At 32.0% G+C, this 16,396-nt stretch carries 19 protein-coding genes; 14 read left to right on the top strand and 5 right to left on the bottom strand.

Annotated features, from left to right (window positions below; translation table 11 throughout):
* The first annotated feature begins 18 nt into the window (after nt 1-18).
* Nucleotides 19-1,446 carry a CotH kinase family protein gene (locus tag Q4548_RS06180; RefSeq protein ID WP_303452652.1) on the top strand — a complete coding sequence of 476 codons (1,428 nt, stop codon included), beginning with the start codon at nt 19-21 and terminating at the stop codon, nt 1,444-1,446.
* 309 nt (nt 1,447-1,755) lie between these two features.
* On the opposite strand, the gene Q4548_RS06175 is transcribed toward Q4548_RS06180, so the two are convergent.
* Both Q4548_RS06175 and Q4548_RS06170 read right to left on the bottom strand, forming a co-directional pair.
* Nucleotides 1,756-2,433 carry a LytTR family DNA-binding domain-containing protein gene (locus Q4548_RS06175; RefSeq protein WP_303452650.1) on the bottom strand — a complete coding sequence of 226 codons (678 nt, stop codon included), beginning with the start codon at nt 2,431-2,433 and terminating at the stop codon, nt 1,756-1,758.
* Nucleotides 2,426-3,475, bottom strand: coding sequence for a sensor histidine kinase (locus Q4548_RS06170; RefSeq protein ID WP_303452648.1), 1,050 nt, complete (start codon nt 3,473-3,475; stop codon nt 2,426-2,428). The genes Q4548_RS06175 and Q4548_RS06170 overlap by 8 nt, the downstream gene beginning before the upstream one ends.
* A 191-nt stretch (nt 3,476-3,666) precedes the next feature.
* Between Q4548_RS06170 and Q4548_RS06165 the strand changes: the two genes are divergently transcribed.
* Nucleotides 3,667-3,960, top strand: a complete 294-nt coding sequence (locus Q4548_RS06165; RefSeq protein WP_303452646.1) for an EF-hand domain-containing protein — start codon at nt 3,667-3,669, stop codon at nt 3,958-3,960.
* 19 nt (nt 3,961-3,979) lie between these two features.
* Here the strand turns inward: Q4548_RS06165 and Q4548_RS06160 are convergent, their stop codons facing one another.
* Nucleotides 3,980-4,681 (bottom strand): pseudouridine synthase, encoded by a 702-nt coding sequence (locus Q4548_RS06160; RefSeq protein ID WP_303452644.1) that lies wholly within the window; start codon nt 4,679-4,681, stop codon nt 3,980-3,982.
* A gap of 147 nt (nt 4,682-4,828) precedes the next feature.
* Here Q4548_RS06160 and Q4548_RS06155 point away from each other — a divergent pair, with 147 nt between their 5' ends.
* Nucleotides 4,829-5,395: a DUF4251 domain-containing protein gene (locus tag Q4548_RS06155; RefSeq protein ID WP_303452643.1), complete on the top strand. Its 567-nt coding sequence runs from the start codon at nt 4,829-4,831 to the stop codon at nt 5,393-5,395.
* A 58-nt stretch (nt 5,396-5,453) separates the two neighbouring features.
* Here Q4548_RS06155 and Q4548_RS06150 read toward each other — a convergent pair whose 3' ends face one another.
* Together Q4548_RS06150 and Q4548_RS06145 are read right to left on the bottom strand one after the other, a co-directional pair.
* Complete coding sequence (locus tag Q4548_RS06150; RefSeq protein WP_303452641.1) at nt 5,454-6,224, bottom strand: glycerophosphodiester phosphodiesterase family protein; 771 nt, start codon at nt 6,222-6,224, stop codon at nt 5,454-5,456.
* Nucleotides 6,225-6,368: 144 nt separating this feature from the next.
* Nucleotides 6,369-6,995 (bottom strand): DEAD/DEAH box helicase, encoded by a 627-nt coding sequence (locus Q4548_RS06145; protein WP_303452639.1) that lies wholly within the window; start codon nt 6,993-6,995, stop codon nt 6,369-6,371.
* A 177-nt stretch (nt 6,996-7,172) separates the two neighbouring features.
* On the opposite strand from Q4548_RS06145, the gene Q4548_RS06140 reads away from it, so the two are divergent.
* The 11 genes from Q4548_RS06140 to Q4548_RS06090 all read left to right on the top strand — a co-directional run bounded on the left by Q4548_RS06140 (nt 7,173) and on the right by Q4548_RS06090 (nt 16,149).
* On the top strand, nt 7,173-7,577 hold the full coding sequence (locus tag Q4548_RS06140) for a MerC domain-containing protein (protein WP_303452637.1): 405 nt from the start codon (nt 7,173-7,175) through the stop codon (nt 7,575-7,577).
* Nucleotides 7,567-8,232, top strand: a complete 666-nt coding sequence (folE, locus tag Q4548_RS06135) for a GTP cyclohydrolase I FolE (RefSeq protein WP_303452635.1) — start codon at nt 7,567-7,569, stop codon at nt 8,230-8,232. Before Q4548_RS06140 ends, folE begins: the two co-directional genes overlap by 11 nt.
* Nucleotides 8,233-8,290: 58 nt before the next feature.
* On the top strand, nt 8,291-9,967 hold the full coding sequence (locus tag Q4548_RS06130) for a PhoX family phosphatase (RefSeq protein ID WP_303452633.1): 1,677 nt from the start codon (nt 8,291-8,293) through the stop codon (nt 9,965-9,967).
* Entirely contained in the window at nt 9,968-10,492 is a 525-nt protein-coding gene (gene mog, locus Q4548_RS06125; protein WP_303452631.1) for a molybdopterin adenylyltransferase, read from the top strand. It begins immediately after the preceding gene.
* A gap of 54 nt (nt 10,493-10,546) precedes the next feature.
* Entirely contained in the window at nt 10,547-11,458 is a 912-nt protein-coding gene (locus Q4548_RS06120; RefSeq protein ID WP_303452629.1) for a GTP-binding protein, read from the top strand.
* 7 nt (nt 11,459-11,465) lie between these two features.
* The gene (locus Q4548_RS06115) at nt 11,466-12,095 is read left to right on the top strand and encodes an ABC transporter ATP-binding protein (protein ID WP_303452627.1); all 630 of its coding nucleotides are present in this window, start codon (nt 11,466-11,468) and stop codon (nt 12,093-12,095) included.
* Nucleotides 12,092-13,306 (top strand): ABC transporter permease, encoded by a 1,215-nt coding sequence (locus Q4548_RS06110; RefSeq protein WP_303452625.1) that lies wholly within the window; start codon nt 12,092-12,094, stop codon nt 13,304-13,306. The genes Q4548_RS06115 and Q4548_RS06110 overlap by 4 nt, the downstream gene beginning before the upstream one ends.
* Complete coding sequence (locus tag Q4548_RS06105) at nt 13,296-13,733, top strand: hypothetical protein (protein ID WP_303452623.1); 438 nt, start codon at nt 13,296-13,298, stop codon at nt 13,731-13,733. Before Q4548_RS06110 ends, Q4548_RS06105 begins: the two co-directional genes overlap by 11 nt.
* Before the next feature lie 48 nt (nt 13,734-13,781).
* A complete protein-coding gene (locus tag Q4548_RS06100; RefSeq protein ID WP_303452621.1) occupies nt 13,782-14,528 on the top strand; it encodes a 5'-nucleotidase C-terminal domain-containing protein in 747 nt (248 codons plus the stop codon).
* Nucleotides 14,528-15,442 carry a bifunctional UDP-sugar hydrolase/5'-nucleotidase gene (locus Q4548_RS06095; RefSeq protein ID WP_303452619.1) on the top strand — a complete coding sequence of 305 codons (915 nt, stop codon included), beginning with the start codon at nt 14,528-14,530 and terminating at the stop codon, nt 15,440-15,442. Before Q4548_RS06100 ends, Q4548_RS06095 begins: the two co-directional genes overlap by 1 nt.
* A 107-nt stretch (nt 15,443-15,549) precedes the next feature.
* Nucleotides 15,550-16,149, top strand: coding sequence for a DUF6642 family protein (locus Q4548_RS06090; protein WP_303452617.1), 600 nt, complete (start codon nt 15,550-15,552; stop codon nt 16,147-16,149).
* The last annotated feature ends 247 nt before the right edge of the window (nt 16,150-16,396 follow it).

Raw genomic sequence — 16,396 nt, 5'->3', positions numbered from 1 at the left:
ATTATCAAACATTTAATCATGAAAAAAATAAATTTAAAATTACCCGTAGTCATAGTTCTAAATATTGCAGTAGTAATGGCTTTTGTATTCACTGCTTGTTCTACCGAAGAAGTTGTTGTTGAAGAAACAGTTGATGAGACCGTGGAGGAAGAAGTTGTTATAGAGGAAACAGATTTTGACCCTACAGACTGGACAACTGCTACCCATAGTAAGGATGCAGATCCTAATTTTGATGAAATTTTTCCAGATGATGAAGTACAAAGAATAGACATTGTTATATCAGATGATAATTGGGACGTTATGTTAAACGACATGACTAGTTTATATGGAACCTTTGGGAGATCTAGAGGAGGAAATTTTTCTGATGAAGATCCTGTTTTTGTACCTGCATCCGTTTTTTATGAGGGAACAGAATGGTACAAAGTAGGAGTCCGTTTTAAAGGAAACTCTAGCCTATCTAGCACATGGGGGGCGGGAATTTTAAAACTATCCTTTAAGTTAGATTTTGACGAGTTTGAAGATGACTACCCACAAATAAAAAACCAACGCTTTTACGGTTTCAAAAAACTAAGTCTTAAAAACAATTACAATGACAAATCTATGTTGCGTGAAAAAGTAGCTGCAGATGTGTTTAAAAATGCAGGTTTGGCAGTATCACACACAGCATTTTATACCGTTTATATAGACAATGGTGATGGACCTACTTATTTTGGACTGTACACTTTGGTAGAAGAAGTAGATGACACTGTTATTGATACACAGTTTTCTAGTAATGACGGTAATTTGTACAAGCCCGATGGAAGTGCAGCGACTTTTGCATCAAATACTTACGATGAAGACGAATATGTAAAAAAAACAAATGAAGATGAAGCAGATTTTTCAGACGTATCAAACTTATTATCTATCATAAACTCAAGTACAAGAACTAGCGATGCTGAAACATGGAGAACAAATTTAGATGCGGTATTAGATACAGATGTGTTTTTAAAATATTTAGCAGTAAACACTGTCATTCAAAACTGGGATACTTATGGAAGAATGACACACAATTATTTTTTATACAACAATCCTGACACCTCTAAATTGACTTGGATTCCTTGGGACAATAACGAAGCGTTACAAACAGGAAACATGGGAGGAGCTCTACCTTTGAATTTTTCAGGTTTAAGTTCATCTCAATGGCCATTGATTGGGTATATGTATCAAGATGCTGTTTACAAAGCTAAATATGATGCTTATCTTCAAGAAGTTGTTGATGGAGCTTTTAATGTTGACACCATACAGGCATTATACAATACGTATTCTAGTTTAATAGAACCGTATGCAACTTCAGAAAATAGAGGTTATACGTTCCTAAATTCAAGCTCTGATTTTTATTCCGCAATAACAACACTTAAATCACATGTTGTTTCAAGAAAATCAGCTGTTGATAGTTATTTGGATTGATATTGAGTCTTATCAGATACAATCTACACAAGTAATAAAACCTAAAAAGTATCCTTTTAAAGTCAAAATCTACTTATAGAAAATCATTTGATAGTTAAAAAACATTGGTTTGTCTATAGATACAAGACTTAGGTATATCTTTATTGTTACTATTTGGTGTATCAACTACATTTATAATACGTTATAATGCAAGTTAACGTTCCTTTTTCAATTTTTTTTTTTGAGCTGTCTATTCTTAATAGGCAGCTTTTTTATGTGTAAACTACTTTGTTCCTTATTTGGTCTCTAAAACATAAGAAACTAGTATTTTTAAAACAATTCTTTTTTAACGTTTTCGTAGTAAGAATCACTTACTGGGATCAGAATGTCTGTCAATATCAAATCTCTCCCTTTTAGTGTAGTAACCTTGGTTATATTTACAATAAAAGATCGATGAACTCTCATAAAAATAGCAGCATCCAAAGTTTTTTCTAAAGATTTTAGAGACTGATTGCTCATTATTTTTTTGTTGGAAGTATGAAAAATAACATACTCACTATCGCTTTCTATGTATAAAATCTCATCAATATTTAATTTGTGTAAATCATAGCCAGATTTAACGGTAAGCGTAGTTTTGTTGTTGATTTCTTTCTTAGCAATGTTAGACTCTAATTTACTAACAGCCTTTAAAAAACGCTCAAAAGTTATCGGTTTTAGCAAATAGTCCAATGCATTCAACTCAAATCCTTTTATTGCGTATTCAGAATACGCTGTGGTAAAAATAATTTTGGTGTTTTGAGGAATCATATTAGCAAAATCAGTTCCTTTAATTTCTGGCATCTGAATGTCTAAGAACACGACATCTATAGTTCCTGATTTTAAAGTTGCCATAGCCTCTAACGGATTTTCAAATTCTTTTACAAACTCTAGAAAATCCAATTGATCTATATAACTTTTTAAGAGCATTCTAGCCAGTTCTTCGTCATCTATTACAACACATTTAAACATGTAGATTTAATTTTAATTCAACCTTAAAAACCCCTTCTTTTTCATCTATTGTCAAAGCATATTGATTGGGATACAAAATAGCCAGTCTTCTTTTGGTATTCTCTATACCAATACCTCCTATAGTATCTTTTTGAACGAGAGTCTTAGAAAACGTATTTTCTATTTTAAACACAATAACATCCAAACGTGTATCCAAACTAATTTTAATAAAAGTATCTTTTATTTTTTCAATATTGCTGTGCTTAAAAGCATTTTCCACAAAAGGAATCAATAACATTGGTGCTATAGTAACATTAGCATTTAAATTGTTAAAAACTATTTCAATAGGATATTTTTTACTGCTTTTTAAAGCATACAATTTGATGTAATTTTCTATATAAGTGACCTCATGTTTAATAGGCACAAAAGCATTTTCACACTCGTACAAAACATAGCGTAACATGTCTGATAAATACGTGATGCTTTGTTGAGTTCTTTGAGTATCAATCCCTGACAAAGCATAAATGTTATTCAAAGAATTGAATAAAAAATGAGGATTGATTTGAGATTTTAACAACTTTAATTCTGTTTGTAAATTTTCATTTTTACTCAACACAATTTCTTCTTCCTTTTTTTGTGCAAACAAAATAATTTCAATCACCACCGTTAAGCTGTAAGAAGCAAACAACAACAATGACATGGTAAAAATTCGCAAAGGAGGCCTTGTACTTATTTTTTTCTCCATTTTTGGAGGCAAGCGCATACCGCGGACTTGTTTTTCCATTTGATGAATGGGAATATCTTGTTTAGGTACTTGTGTAGCTATGTAAGAAAACAAAGTTAGAACAAGGATTGATATGCAAATGAAAGGAATGTATTTTTTGTGGAATAAAAATTTAGGAATCAAATAATACACCAATATAGATACAATTGATATTTGTGTTACATATACCAATACATTTTCTCTGACAAAAGAAATTTCCCATGATTGTTGTGACCAAAGCACCAACCATATTACAAACCAAAAAAGAATTTGTAAAATAAAACGTTTTGTTGTGTTCATACTGCAAATTAAGGAATAAAATATTCAATCAATCACCAAAACAGGGCTTGTTTGCCCAGATGAATTAAGTGTTTACAGATTCTAATAGAGCATTCACAGAGTTATAGATCCCGTTTACTGAAAACTGACTTTTTGTATGCTTCTTATGTCCATCTTTGGGGTATCAATAACGATTTAAATTATATAAAATCATGAAGTACATAGCATTAAAAAAAGAAGTAGTAGCAGTAATGATCGCTGTTTTTGGAATTGCAGGAGCAAACGCACAAGAAGAAAGAGGAGGTAAACACAAACCACCTACATTTGCAAAATTGTTAGAAAAAATGGATGCCAATGAAGATGGTAAACTTTCTGAGAAAGAAACGAAAGGACCTTTGAGTAAACATTTTTCTGATATTGATACTGATGAAGATGGTTTTATCAGTGAAAAAGAATTTGAGAATGCTCCTAAACCTGAAAAAAGAGCTTCAAAAAATGAAGACTAGTGTTTAACTGTTTAGACTTTTAAAAAGGCAAAGATTTCTGTCTCATTAGATTGAAAACCAACTCCCAATGAGTTGGTTTTTTTGCTGTTATTGATATGTTTTTTTGAGTAAAAGGATGTACAAACTCCAAGTGAAATGCATGTAAGAAAAGTTTAGAACAATCAAACTCAGTTTCAAACATTCTGTTGTGAAAACGATCTCCATATTTAGGATCTCCAACCAAAGGATAACTAATTTTATTCAGGTGTATTCTCAATTGATGCAAACGCCCTGTTTTGGGTGTCAATGTTATCAAACTGTAGCGAGCACTTGGATACGGACCCACAGGCACATCAATATGAAACCTTTCTAATCGCTCAAAAAAAGTAAGTGCTTCTTTGTGTTTGTTGGCATCACGACCTTTTACTGGGCTGTCTATTTTTCCTGATTCTGGAGCAAATCCACGCACCAAGCCATAGTATTTTTTTTGTATTTGGTTATTGACAAACAATTCTTGAAATTTAGAAACAAACTCCTTCTTTTTGGCCAATAAAATAATACCCGAAGTTTTTCTATCCAATCTATGAATGGCATAATATTTAGTTTCTGTTTGTGCAAACATCAACTGCATTAAAGAAAGTTCATCTAACTGATTGTTTGCCATCACCGAATGATGCACCAAAACATTATTTGGTTTGTTAATAGCAACTATAAAATCATCCTCGTAAATAATCTCAATCATAACAGTAAAGATAAAATATAATTGCAAAATATATTTTTAAGTTTACACTACTACAAGTGGATTTTTTACACAAAAAAAATGTTTAGTAGTTATTGTTCGTATTCAAAAGACTCTTTTAAATATATCAGAGGTTTTGTATATTTAAGTATGAAAAAATTAAGATATTTTGCCATAAGTATTCTCGTGGCATTTGTAACTTTTTCTTGTAGTTCTCACAAAAAAATAAATCTACAAGCACAAATTAAAACTCTAGATAGCTTGGTGGTAAATAAACATTTTACCATTGAGTCAACCCGTGCACATCCACAAATTTCCAATGCCATGCAACAAGTATTGAACTCTTACTTAATGAGAAATATAGGAGCAGCAGGAAATGTCAACTTAATAGGAAATTATAACTATCTAACCATTTCAGATGATAGCATTTCTTCTTATTTGCCCTATTTTGGAGAAAGACAAATGAATGTTTCTTACGGAGGAGGAGATGCTGCCATTGCTCTTAAAGGGGTTGTGGAAAAGTATTCTGTAGAAAAAAACAAAGACAATTCTTATCATATTCATTTTACAGCTAAAAACAATACCAACAGAGAAAATTTTGATGTTTCCATAAAATTATTTCCAAACTTAAAAAGTACTATTTTTATCAATAGTAGCTTCAGAAGCTCTATAAGTTATTCAGGTGAAGTGATTATGAAAGAAAAGAAATCAGATTGATATTGCCTAAATATACAACGGGTTGTTACAATCTATCAATAGTTACAGCAGCTTAAATTTATTTGAAAGACATCGTGTATTCGGTTGCTGCCTTTTTGGGAGTATCATGAATAAAACCATGGACTCCTTGCTGTACCCATGCTTTAATTCCAGTTGTGCTTAACGCTCCAACAGTCATCCAAATAGGTATGTTTTTATTTACTAAATTTGAAATTAGAGTAGGGTGTTCTTCCAACCAGTTAGGCCACAAACGAATTGCATCTGCGTGATTTGTTACAAAGTTCTCAATACTTTCAGGTCCAGGAACAAATCCTAATACTTTGACTTTAGCATCTAAAGACTTGCATATTTGTAAATCTTTTAAAGATCTTACACCTATATAAACACGACTTTTCATGTGGTAGCGTTCCAGTAGTTTGTATAATTCTGAGTAGTCTAGTTCCGGTCCTGCTTTGATGTCTAACAACAATTGAATTTTGTCAGATGCTAATAAAGACAACGCTGCTTCTAAGGTTGGAATCTGTTGTTCTGCTCCCAAACTTAATTTTTGCAATTCCTTTAAAGTACAATTTTTCAATTTTTTGGAAACTCCTGTCATTCGTAGGAGGGAAGCATCATGAAACAAAACCATTTTTCCATCTTTACTTAGCTGTACATCGGTTTCAATCATTGCTACTTCTTCATCTATACAATTTTGGAAAGCCATCAAACTATTTTCCGGAATGTTAGGCAACAAACCACCCCTATGTCCTATAAACAAAGGAGGTTTTTGCTGAGAAAATCCAAATAAAGCACAAAACAAGCATGTAAAAAAAAATGTTTTTTTCATCATCATTAAAAGTAAAACCTTGTTTTAAGTTGGTTTTAACGCTTGCAAATGTACGTTGCTTAATATTAGCTAATTGTTAAGATTACTTGCAAAGTTTCGTAAAAAAATCAATAAAAAATAAGAAGATTTTACTTTGTGATGTTACTAAACACCTACAATAGTGGAGTATTCCATAAAATAAGATTCCAAACGTTTCAAATTAGGGTGCATTTTTTCTGCATAAAGTACATATTGACATTTGCTGATACTTTGCGTAATAGATAAAATGGCATTGTAAGCATTTGTTTGCGATAAAAAATCAGCATCTTCTATGTTAAAAATCTTTAATTCAGAGATATTTACACCATACAACATCAACAATTTGCTAATGCTCTTTGGGGTGGCAATCAGAATGTCTACACCTTCAAATATTTCTGACTTTATCAAATCTATATGTTCTTTTTCATTGGCCACATAAACTCGTAAAGAAGTACGTCTCGTATAGGTTAAAAAGCTTGAGTACAATGCCAATGCTTTTTCATTATTTTCTACCAAAACCAACGCTCTGGGAATGTCTCCAACGGCCTCACATTTTAATTTTTGCAAAGTAGTCAATATCAATGTGGTTGTTTTTCCCTGATCTTTTGGAGCAGTACAAAAAACGTTTGTACCACTTTTGATAACAGGAATACTAGCTTTCTGAAACTCTGTGGGAATAGTAATTTCTAAATTTTGTAAGACCTCTTTGATATCCAAATGTAATTTTTTAAAAGGCATAGGAAGTATAGACATATATGTGTATTGTATAAATGCAAATATACAATTAAAAGAGTTGTTTTTTGTTTCTATATTTTTTTGATTCATGGACTAAATGTCTTCATATTTCAGATCATAAAATATTAAATGCAACATTGTTGCATTTAATACCAATAATGTTATATTTGCAACCTAGTTGTATTCAAATAAATAATGATATTCATAAAACAAAAACCAGATTATATAGGAGCAATGGCAAGCACACTTTGTTTGATACATTGTATTGCTACACCCTTTATTTTTATTGTGCAAAGTTGTTCAATTACCAATTGTAATGGAGTACCAACTTGGTGGGGATTTATAGATTATTTCTTCTTAGTAATTTCCTTTTTTGCAGTGTACAGATCTACACAAACAACTTCTGAAAAATGGATGAAAACTTTATTATGGATTGCTTTTTTCACATTATTCATAATCATAACAAACGAAAAAAATGCTTGGTTTTATTTAGATGAAACATTTATATATGTTCCAGCTGTAGCATTGATAGGACTACACTTATACAATAAAAAATATTGCCAATGCAACCAAGGTAAATGCTGTACAAATGAAGGATAAAGAACAAATTATAATAGAGGGGGACAACCACTTTTCTGCAAATATAAAAACGCCATTACGTGCGGATGCTTTTGATAAATCTGATGAAGAAAAAATCAAAAACATACAACATCATTTTAAAATGATTATGCAAGAAATGGGACTAGATTTAACAGATGATAGTTTGTCTGGAACCCCGTATCGCTTTGCTAAAATGTACGTAAAAGAGTTGTTTTATGGGTTAAATCCTGCTAACAAACCAAAACTTTCAACATTTGAAAATAAGTATGGTTATAAAAAAATGTTGGTAGAACAACACATTAATATAGATTCCTCTTGTGAACATCATTTTCTACCTATTATTGGCCATGCACATATAGGATACATTCCTACAAAAAAAGTAATTGGACTGTCTAAAATTAACCGTTTGGTCGATTATTATTCGCATCGTCCACAGGTGCAAGAACGTCTAGCTATTCAAATTTTAAGCGATTTACAAGAGGTATTAGAAACAAAGGATGTCATTATAATTATCAATGCGAAACATCTTTGTGTATCGTCAAGAGGTATCAAAGATCAGAATAGTTTTACAACAACGTTAGAATATGGAGGTTGTTTTTTAAAAAGAGCAACCCGAAATGAATTCTTTAAAATAGTAGGAGAACAAAATTTATAAGAAAATATTGAAACCTCATTTTAGAAAGACTTTCTATTATATCATATAAAATAACCTCATGAAATACAATCGTAGAACATTTATTTCTTTCTTAGGAAAAACAAGTTTGGGAGCTGTTTTAACTCCCCAGTTTTTGATTAGTTGTGGTAGCAATACCACTCCTTCGCTAACAGAAAGCCTTTCTAAAGAAAGAATAGAACAACTAAAAAACGTTGTTATTGAAGCTTTACAAGCTTCAGACAAGGATGATTTATTATTAACCAATGGTTTGAATTATCATACAGTGATAAAATGGGGAGATTACATAAACAATCAGGATACTTTTGGATTTAATAATGATTTTACTTGCTTTTTACCCTTAGATGAAAAGGATCCAAAAGATGGATTGTTGTGGGTAAATCACGAGTATGTAAATCCACTTTTTGTTTCAGATTTCAATTATAGAGATTTTAAAAACCCAAAACAACATCGTACAAAAGAACAGATAGATAAGGAAATGTACAATGTTGGAGGTAGTATTGTTAGAATAAAAGAAGAGAATGGCGTTTGGAATGTGGTAAAAAATGATCCGAGCAATAGGCGTATTACTGCTAAAACTCCAATACAACTAAACTGGGACCATCCAATTAAAGGAGAAACAACAGTTGTTGGAACGCATAGCAATTGCTCGGGAGGTATTACTCCTTGGAACACCTTTATTACTTGTGAAGAAAATTATGATAGTTTTTATGGGGAAACGGAATACGATACCCATAATATAGCCAGCCACAGACCTAGTAGTCAAGGTTGGGAAAACGTTTACAATTATCCACCAGAACATTATGGTTGGGTCGTAGAAGTGAATCCAAAAGAAGGTACCGCTCAAAAACATGTGGCCCTAGGACGATTTGCTCACGAATGTTGTACGTTATATGAATTAGAAGACAAACGCGTGGTTGCATATACTGGTGATGATAGTAATAATGAACATTTGTACAAATTCATATCTTCTAAACCAGGCTCTTTAAAAGAAGGAACGTTGTATGTGGCAGATACTATAAATGGAATATGGTTGGCTTTAGATTGGGAAAACCAACCAGTTCTAAAAGAAAAATTTAAAGATCAAACCGAAGTTCTTGTTAGAGCAAGAGAAGCTGCAAAATTATTGGGAGCTACAGAGTTAAATAGACCCGAAGATATTGAAATTGATCCCGTTACGGGAAATATATTTGTGTCACTAACTAATAACAAGAGTAAAAAGGACTGGCACGGTTCTATTTTAAAGATAGAAGAAGAAAATGGAGCTTATGATGCTTTGACTTTTAAAGCTTCAACATACATAGCAGGTGGTGAGGAAAACGGATTCTCTTGTCCTGATAATTTGGCATTTGATTTATCAGGAAATCTTTGGATGACCACGGACATGTCTGGTAGTGAAATGAATAGAGAAGACAAACCATATACATCGTTTAAAAACAACAGTTTGTTCCTAATTCCGAGGTATGGTAAAGACGCAGGTAAAGTAATTCGTGTTGTTACAGCTCCAAAAGATGCTGAGCTTACAGGACCTTGGTTTTCTCCAGACGGAAAAACACTGTTTTTAAGTGTGCAACATCCAGGTGAACAGTCTACAGACTTAAAAAATCTAACAAGCAAATGGCCTTTTGATGAGGACAACATTCCAAAACCTGCTGTAGTTGCCATTACTGGAGATTTGATTGAAAAAATGAATTTTCTTCATAAAATTGAATCCTAAATGATTAAAATAGGAATCATAGCAGTTAGTGATAGAGCATACGCAGGTGTTTATGAAGACCTTAGTGGTAAAGCAATTGTAAGTACATTAAACGATTATTTAATTTCAGAATGGAAAGAAATTTATAAAATTGTGCCTGATGAACAAGACATTATTGAAAAAATAATAATTGAATTGGTTGATAAAGATAAATGTTGCTTGGTGGTGACCACAGGTGGTACAGGTCCGGCTAAAAGGGACGTTACACCAGAAGCAACTGAAGCTGTTTGTGACCGCATGATGCCAGGTTTTGGAGAACTTATGAGAGCAGAATCTTTAAAATTTGTTCCTACAGCTATTTTGTCAAGGCAAACAGCAGGACTTAGAGGTCGTAGTTTGATCATCAATCTACCAGGAAAACCAAAATCTATCAGAGAATGTCTAGATGCTGTTTTTCCTGCAGTTCCTTACTGTATTGACCTTATGGACGGGCCCTGTTTAGAATGTAATGAAGCTGTTATGAAACCATTCAGACCTAAGAAATGAATTTAGTTGTGCTTGTTTCAAAATGCATCATCACAAAATATTGTATAGAAAATCATGGAAGCTATTATCACCGTTGTTGGATTTTTAGGAGCAGGTAAAACAACATTGCTAAAGTACTTGTTAGAAAACTTTAACAATAACGATTGGAATCCATTTGTGATTCTTAACGATTATGAAAATGCCAATTTGGATGCCCAGCAATTTTCCAAGCAAATTGGAATGAACTGTATCAAACCTGTAAGCGGTAGTTGTATTTGTTGTAGCGGTATTATGGAGCTTAGAAATACGGTAAATAGAATTCCTGAAAGAAAAAATGGAATTACACTTATTGAAGCCAACGGAACATCTGATGCTTGCTCGTTAATGGAATTTTTGGGTGTAGGTCTAAACGATAGATTTTTACCTCCAATTCAAATTTCGGTAGTGGATGTTAAAAATTGGCAACAACGCGGTGAACATAATGAATTGGAAGCAAACCAGATTCAGGTTTCATCGTTGTTGGTTTTAACACATCTTGAAAACGTTAATGAAAACCGAAAAAATCAAGTCATCCATCAACTAAAACAACTGAACCCAACTGCTAAAATAATACCAATGGATTGTTTGGATGTTTTATTACTTCCAGAATTGCTTCCTTCTAAAAACACAGCTGTAAAATTAGACCATCAGAAAGCACATTGGGCTTCGTGCTCTGTAGATTTGCCAAATTTACCAAACTCAACTTGCATACATACTATTTGTTCCGCATTGTCCAAAAGCATTCTTAGAATAAAAGGTTGTACTATAATTGGTAAAGACATCAATCACACTTATTTTGAACGTACTCCGGATGGTGAAGTGTTCATACGTCCGTTTAATGGTGTTCCTATAACGGGTTCTAAATTACTAAGCATTGGTCCAGGTAGTGAACCTTCTGTACTTAAAAATGCAATCAAAAAAAGTATAGCCGTAGCTTCATTTAAATAATTAAAAGATGATACACACAGAACATCTTACATTTCAATATAAGAAAAAGGAAAATGTTTTTAGTTTTCCGAACATCACATTAAATCAGCAAGAAAACTTACTTGTTTTAGGAAAATCGGGTATTGGAAAAACAACACTTTTGCATCTTTTAGCAGGTTTGTTAAAGCCTACCAACGGAACAGTAATGATTGATCATGTTGTTATCAACAAATTAGTTACAAAACAATTAGACAAATTTAGAGGAGAAAATATTGGTTTGGTCTTTCAAAAAAAACATGCCATACAATCTTTAAATGTTTTAGAAAATTTACAAGCTAGACTTTATTTTAGTAAAAAAAAGATTGAAAACACAGCCATTGAAACCGTATTGAAACAACTAGATTTAAACGAGTTTAAACACAATAAAGTAAACAAACTCAGTGAAGGTCAATTGCAAAGGTTAAGCATTGCATCTGCCGTAATACATCAACCTAAAGTTATTTTAGCCGATGAGCCTACCTCAAGTTTAGATGATGAAAATTGCAAAATTGTGATGAAACTTCTAATTGAACAAGCTCAAAAAACCAAGGCAAACTTAATTGTAATCACTCACGATTCTAGAATCAAACCTTTCTTCCAAAACACCATTACTTTATGAAAATTTGGAAAATTAGCATCGAAAACATCAAATCTAAGCCACTTTATACTTTTTTGAGTGTCTTTATTTTATCCTTAAGTAGTATCCTTCTTTTAGGTATTCAACAAATAAAAAAATCTTTTGAATACCAAATGGAACATAACTTGGGTGAAATTGATCTGGTTATAGGAGCTAAAGGAAGTCCGTTGCAATTGGTTTTAGCTTCGGTGCTACATTTAGACAATCCAACAGGAAATATTTCATACAATGAAGCTAAAAAAATAAGCAAAAATCCTTTGATTGAATCCGCAGTACCGATTTCGTATGGAGATAATTATAAAGGATTTAGAATAATAGGAACAACCAATACCTTTGCCAAATTTTACAATGCCCAAATAGAGCAGGGACGTAGTAATGAAAAACCTATGGAAGTTGTTTTAGGAAATGCTGTTGCGCAACAATTACATCTTAAAATAGGGGATACGCTTATCAGTTCTCATGGATTGATAGAAAATAATATAGATGTCCATTCTGATAAATTGACTGTTGTGGGAATTTTAAAGCCAACACAAAAAGTCATAGATCGTTTAATTATCACCCATTTACAAAGTATTTGGGATGTTCATAACCATGATGCAGATCATAACGATTCTCATAATCACGAACATGAACACAAGGATAAAGACAAAGAAATTACATCGTTATTAATTTCCTTTAGAAGCCCCGCAGCCTTTTTAACAATTCCAAGAAAAATCAACCAAACAACCAATATGCAAGCGGCTTTACCTAAGTTTGAATTGGACCGATTGTATAAATATACAGGTGTTGGATTTCAAACAATTACAGCTATTGCTTACTTGATACTTGCTATTTCAGGAATTATCATATTTACTAGTTTGTACAAAATGGTAAAAGAACGTAGTTTTGATTTGGCCATTTTACGTACCTATGGAGCAAGTAATTTTCAATTGATAAAAATAGTTGCTTATGAAGGTTTTACAGTAGCATTGTGCGCTTTTGGTTTTGGTTTTTTGTTCGTGAAAATAGGTTTCAAACTCATTTTTAAAATGATGAATGCAGACGATAAAATGTACATGCTTCAAGAACTTCCTTATCAAGACCTCCTAACTATTGGAGTTTCTGTTTTTACCATAACAACAACATCTATTTTACTAGCTATCTATCCAATTTTAAAGATGGACATCTCTACAATTTTAAGCAATGAAAAATAAAATTTTAATCGCAATTACTCTTTTAACATATTCACTAGGCTATACCCAACAACAAATAACTTGGGACGATTTAGCCAAAGTGACTTACACAGAAAAGTTTTTCCCAACTTATGATGAATATTTTATGTATCCAGAATTTTCAGCATTTGTAAAAAATCTAGAGGGAAAACAAATCACCATATCTGGCTATTTTTTAAGTGTTGATCCTAAAGAAAAATTATACATTTTATCCAAAGGCCCAATGTCTGCTTGTTTTTTTTGTGGACAAGGAGGTCCTGAAACAGCAATAGAACTTCAATTTTCAAATACAAAAAACTTTGAAACCGACAACATTGTAAGGGTAACAGGAACATTAAAACTAAACAAAGATGATGTTGAACATTTTAATTATATTTTTACAGAATGTAAGGGAGAATTAGTGAAGTAAAACACTCGTGTTATCAAACATCATCAACCGTTAAAAAATAGTACAACAATGAAATTATCCTATTTACTTATCCTTTTTCTGGCTATTGGTTCTTGTCAAAAAACAGAAAAACACCTTAGCAAAATAACAGCAAAAAACATTGCTATTGATCGTACGATTGCCTCTTCTGAAAAAATAGATCGTGTGATAAATCCTTACAAAGAAAAACTTACTGTTGAAATGGAACAAGTGCTTTGTTTTTCTCCAACAGAAATAGTGAAAAGCGATGGAAACTTACAAAGTTCTTTAGGAAACTTAATGGCTGATATGTGTTATGAAATGGGGAATTCTATTTACAAAGAAAAAACAAATGAAGCTATTGATTTTGTAATGTTCAATCATGGTGGAATTAGAGCCAATATGCCTGCTGGAGCCATTACAACAGAGCATGCTTTTGAGTTGATGCCTTTTGAAAATGAACTTGTGGTAACGAGCCTTAGTGGTACAAAAATTTTAGAATTAGTTGATTATTTTGTTCAAAATAAAAAAGCCCATCCATTGTCTAAAAACATAGAATTGACCCTTAAAGAAAACGGATATGCTCTAAAAATTAACGGCAAAGCATTTGACAAAAACAAAACCTACGCTGTGTTGACATCCGATTATCTGCAAGGTGGTGGAGACAGTATGAATTTCTTTAAAAATCCTAAAAAACTTACAAAATTAGATTACAAATTAAGAGATGCCATTATTGATTATTTCAAAAAAACAGATACGCTAAAAGCCCATATAGACAATCGTATAATTATTAAGTAATGAAGAGAAGAAATTTTATAAAACAATTAGGAACTGCCTCTACATTAACTGTGGTTGGCGGACTTACTTTGCCTTCATTTATAGGTAAACAACAACGTCATATCACCATTTTACACACCAACGACACGCATAGCCATATTGAATCTTTTGATCCCAATCATTATAAATATGCCAACAAAGGCGGTGTTGCAAAACGTGCTACTTTAATTGAACAGATTAGAAAAGAAAATGAAAACACCTTGTTGTTAGATGCTGGCGATATTTTTCAGGGAACTCCCTACTTTAATTATTTTGGAGGCGAGCTGGAATTTAAGTTGATGAGCATGCTAAAATACGATGTGGCTACTATTGGAAATCATGATTTTGACAATTCTATAGAAGGGTTGTACAAGCAATTGCCCAATGCTAATTTTGATTTTGTTTCGGCTAATTACGATTTTAAAAACACTGTTTTAGATACACATGTAAAACCTTATCGAATTATTTTTAAAGACGGAATTAAAATTGGTGTTTTTGGTTTGGGTATTGAACTTGAAGGCTTGGTAAATAAAAAAATGTACAAAGAAACCGGCTATTTAGATCCTGTAGAAATTACGCAAGATATTACTACCAAACTAAAAGAAGAAGAACAGTGTGATTTGATTATTTGTTTGTCTCACCTGGGGTATTATTATAAAAATAACCCTGATAAAATATCCGATTTAAATTTAGCCAAAATCACCAAAAATATAGACTTAATTATAGGTGGCCATACACATACGTTTTTACCAAAACCAACCATTGTAAAAAATATAGTTGGAAAAAATACACTTGTAAATCAAGTAGGGGCTTACGGAATAAACCTAGGAAGAGTAGATTTTTACTTTGATGAACACAATCATAAAACATCCACAGGAACAACTATTTTAGTGTAATTTAAACATAGAAAAAAGGGGAGGAGTGGAACATTGAATTTTGTTGATTTGATTTTAAAATTGTTTACTATTTTTATGTTTTATACACTTTGCATAAATTCTGAATTTTGTTAGAGAAAAGACCACCAACCTCCGAAGAACCATTTATAGATCCAGATTATTTTATTTACTGTTTAGAAGCGGTACATGATATAGAAACGGAAGAAGTTACCGAAGCACAAAAAAACTTACAACAATTGACCCTGCAATATGGGGTAGCCAGTATTTATAAAACTTGCGATACCATTGAAGGTTTAGAAGCTAGCCTAAACGCATTGGTCTTGGATGATCATTATTTTAAAGATTATGAAATCATCTACTTGATTATGACAGGTGAAGCAAATAGTATTTGTTTAAATGGTTACTATTACAGTCTTCAAGAAATTGCAGAAATTTTTGAAGGAAGACTAAAAGGAAAGTATTTGCATTTTTCAAATTCAAAAGTGCTAGACTTAGATGAAGAAGAAGCACAATATTTTTTGGATATCACAGGTGCAAAAGGTGTTTCTGGGTACGGTCATGAATTTAATGGAATCACGAGTACAAATCTAGATATCGTATTCTTTAACTTATTTAAAGAAGATGAAAATATGTTAGATGTTGTTGAAGAATTGCATCAAAGACATTACAAAGCTTGTAAACTATTGGATTTTAGATTGTATTACTAAGGCAAAGCTCAGTTATAAACTCTATGTTTAATTTTAGTAACAAGTTTATCAATTATAAGGGTTACTAAGAATCTTGTATTTAAAAATACTTGTACAATTGTACAGAATATTAAATTCTCGTGAATTTTTAAAAAAAGTTTCTGTTTAAACACTTAGAAAAAAGAGAGATTATTATTTTTTCTTTATTTTTCTTCCTAAAAGTTTCTCTAATAATGTAATGGAATACACTTTGTCCGAAACGACGATA

Origin of the sequence: Wenyingzhuangia sp. 2_MG-2023 (genome assembly GCF_030548295.1) — a bacterium.
In the GTDB taxonomy this organism is placed as follows: Bacteria; Bacteroidota; Bacteroidia; order Flavobacteriales; family Flavobacteriaceae; genus Wenyingzhuangia.
This window is presented reverse-complemented; position numbering and strand designations above follow the sequence as displayed.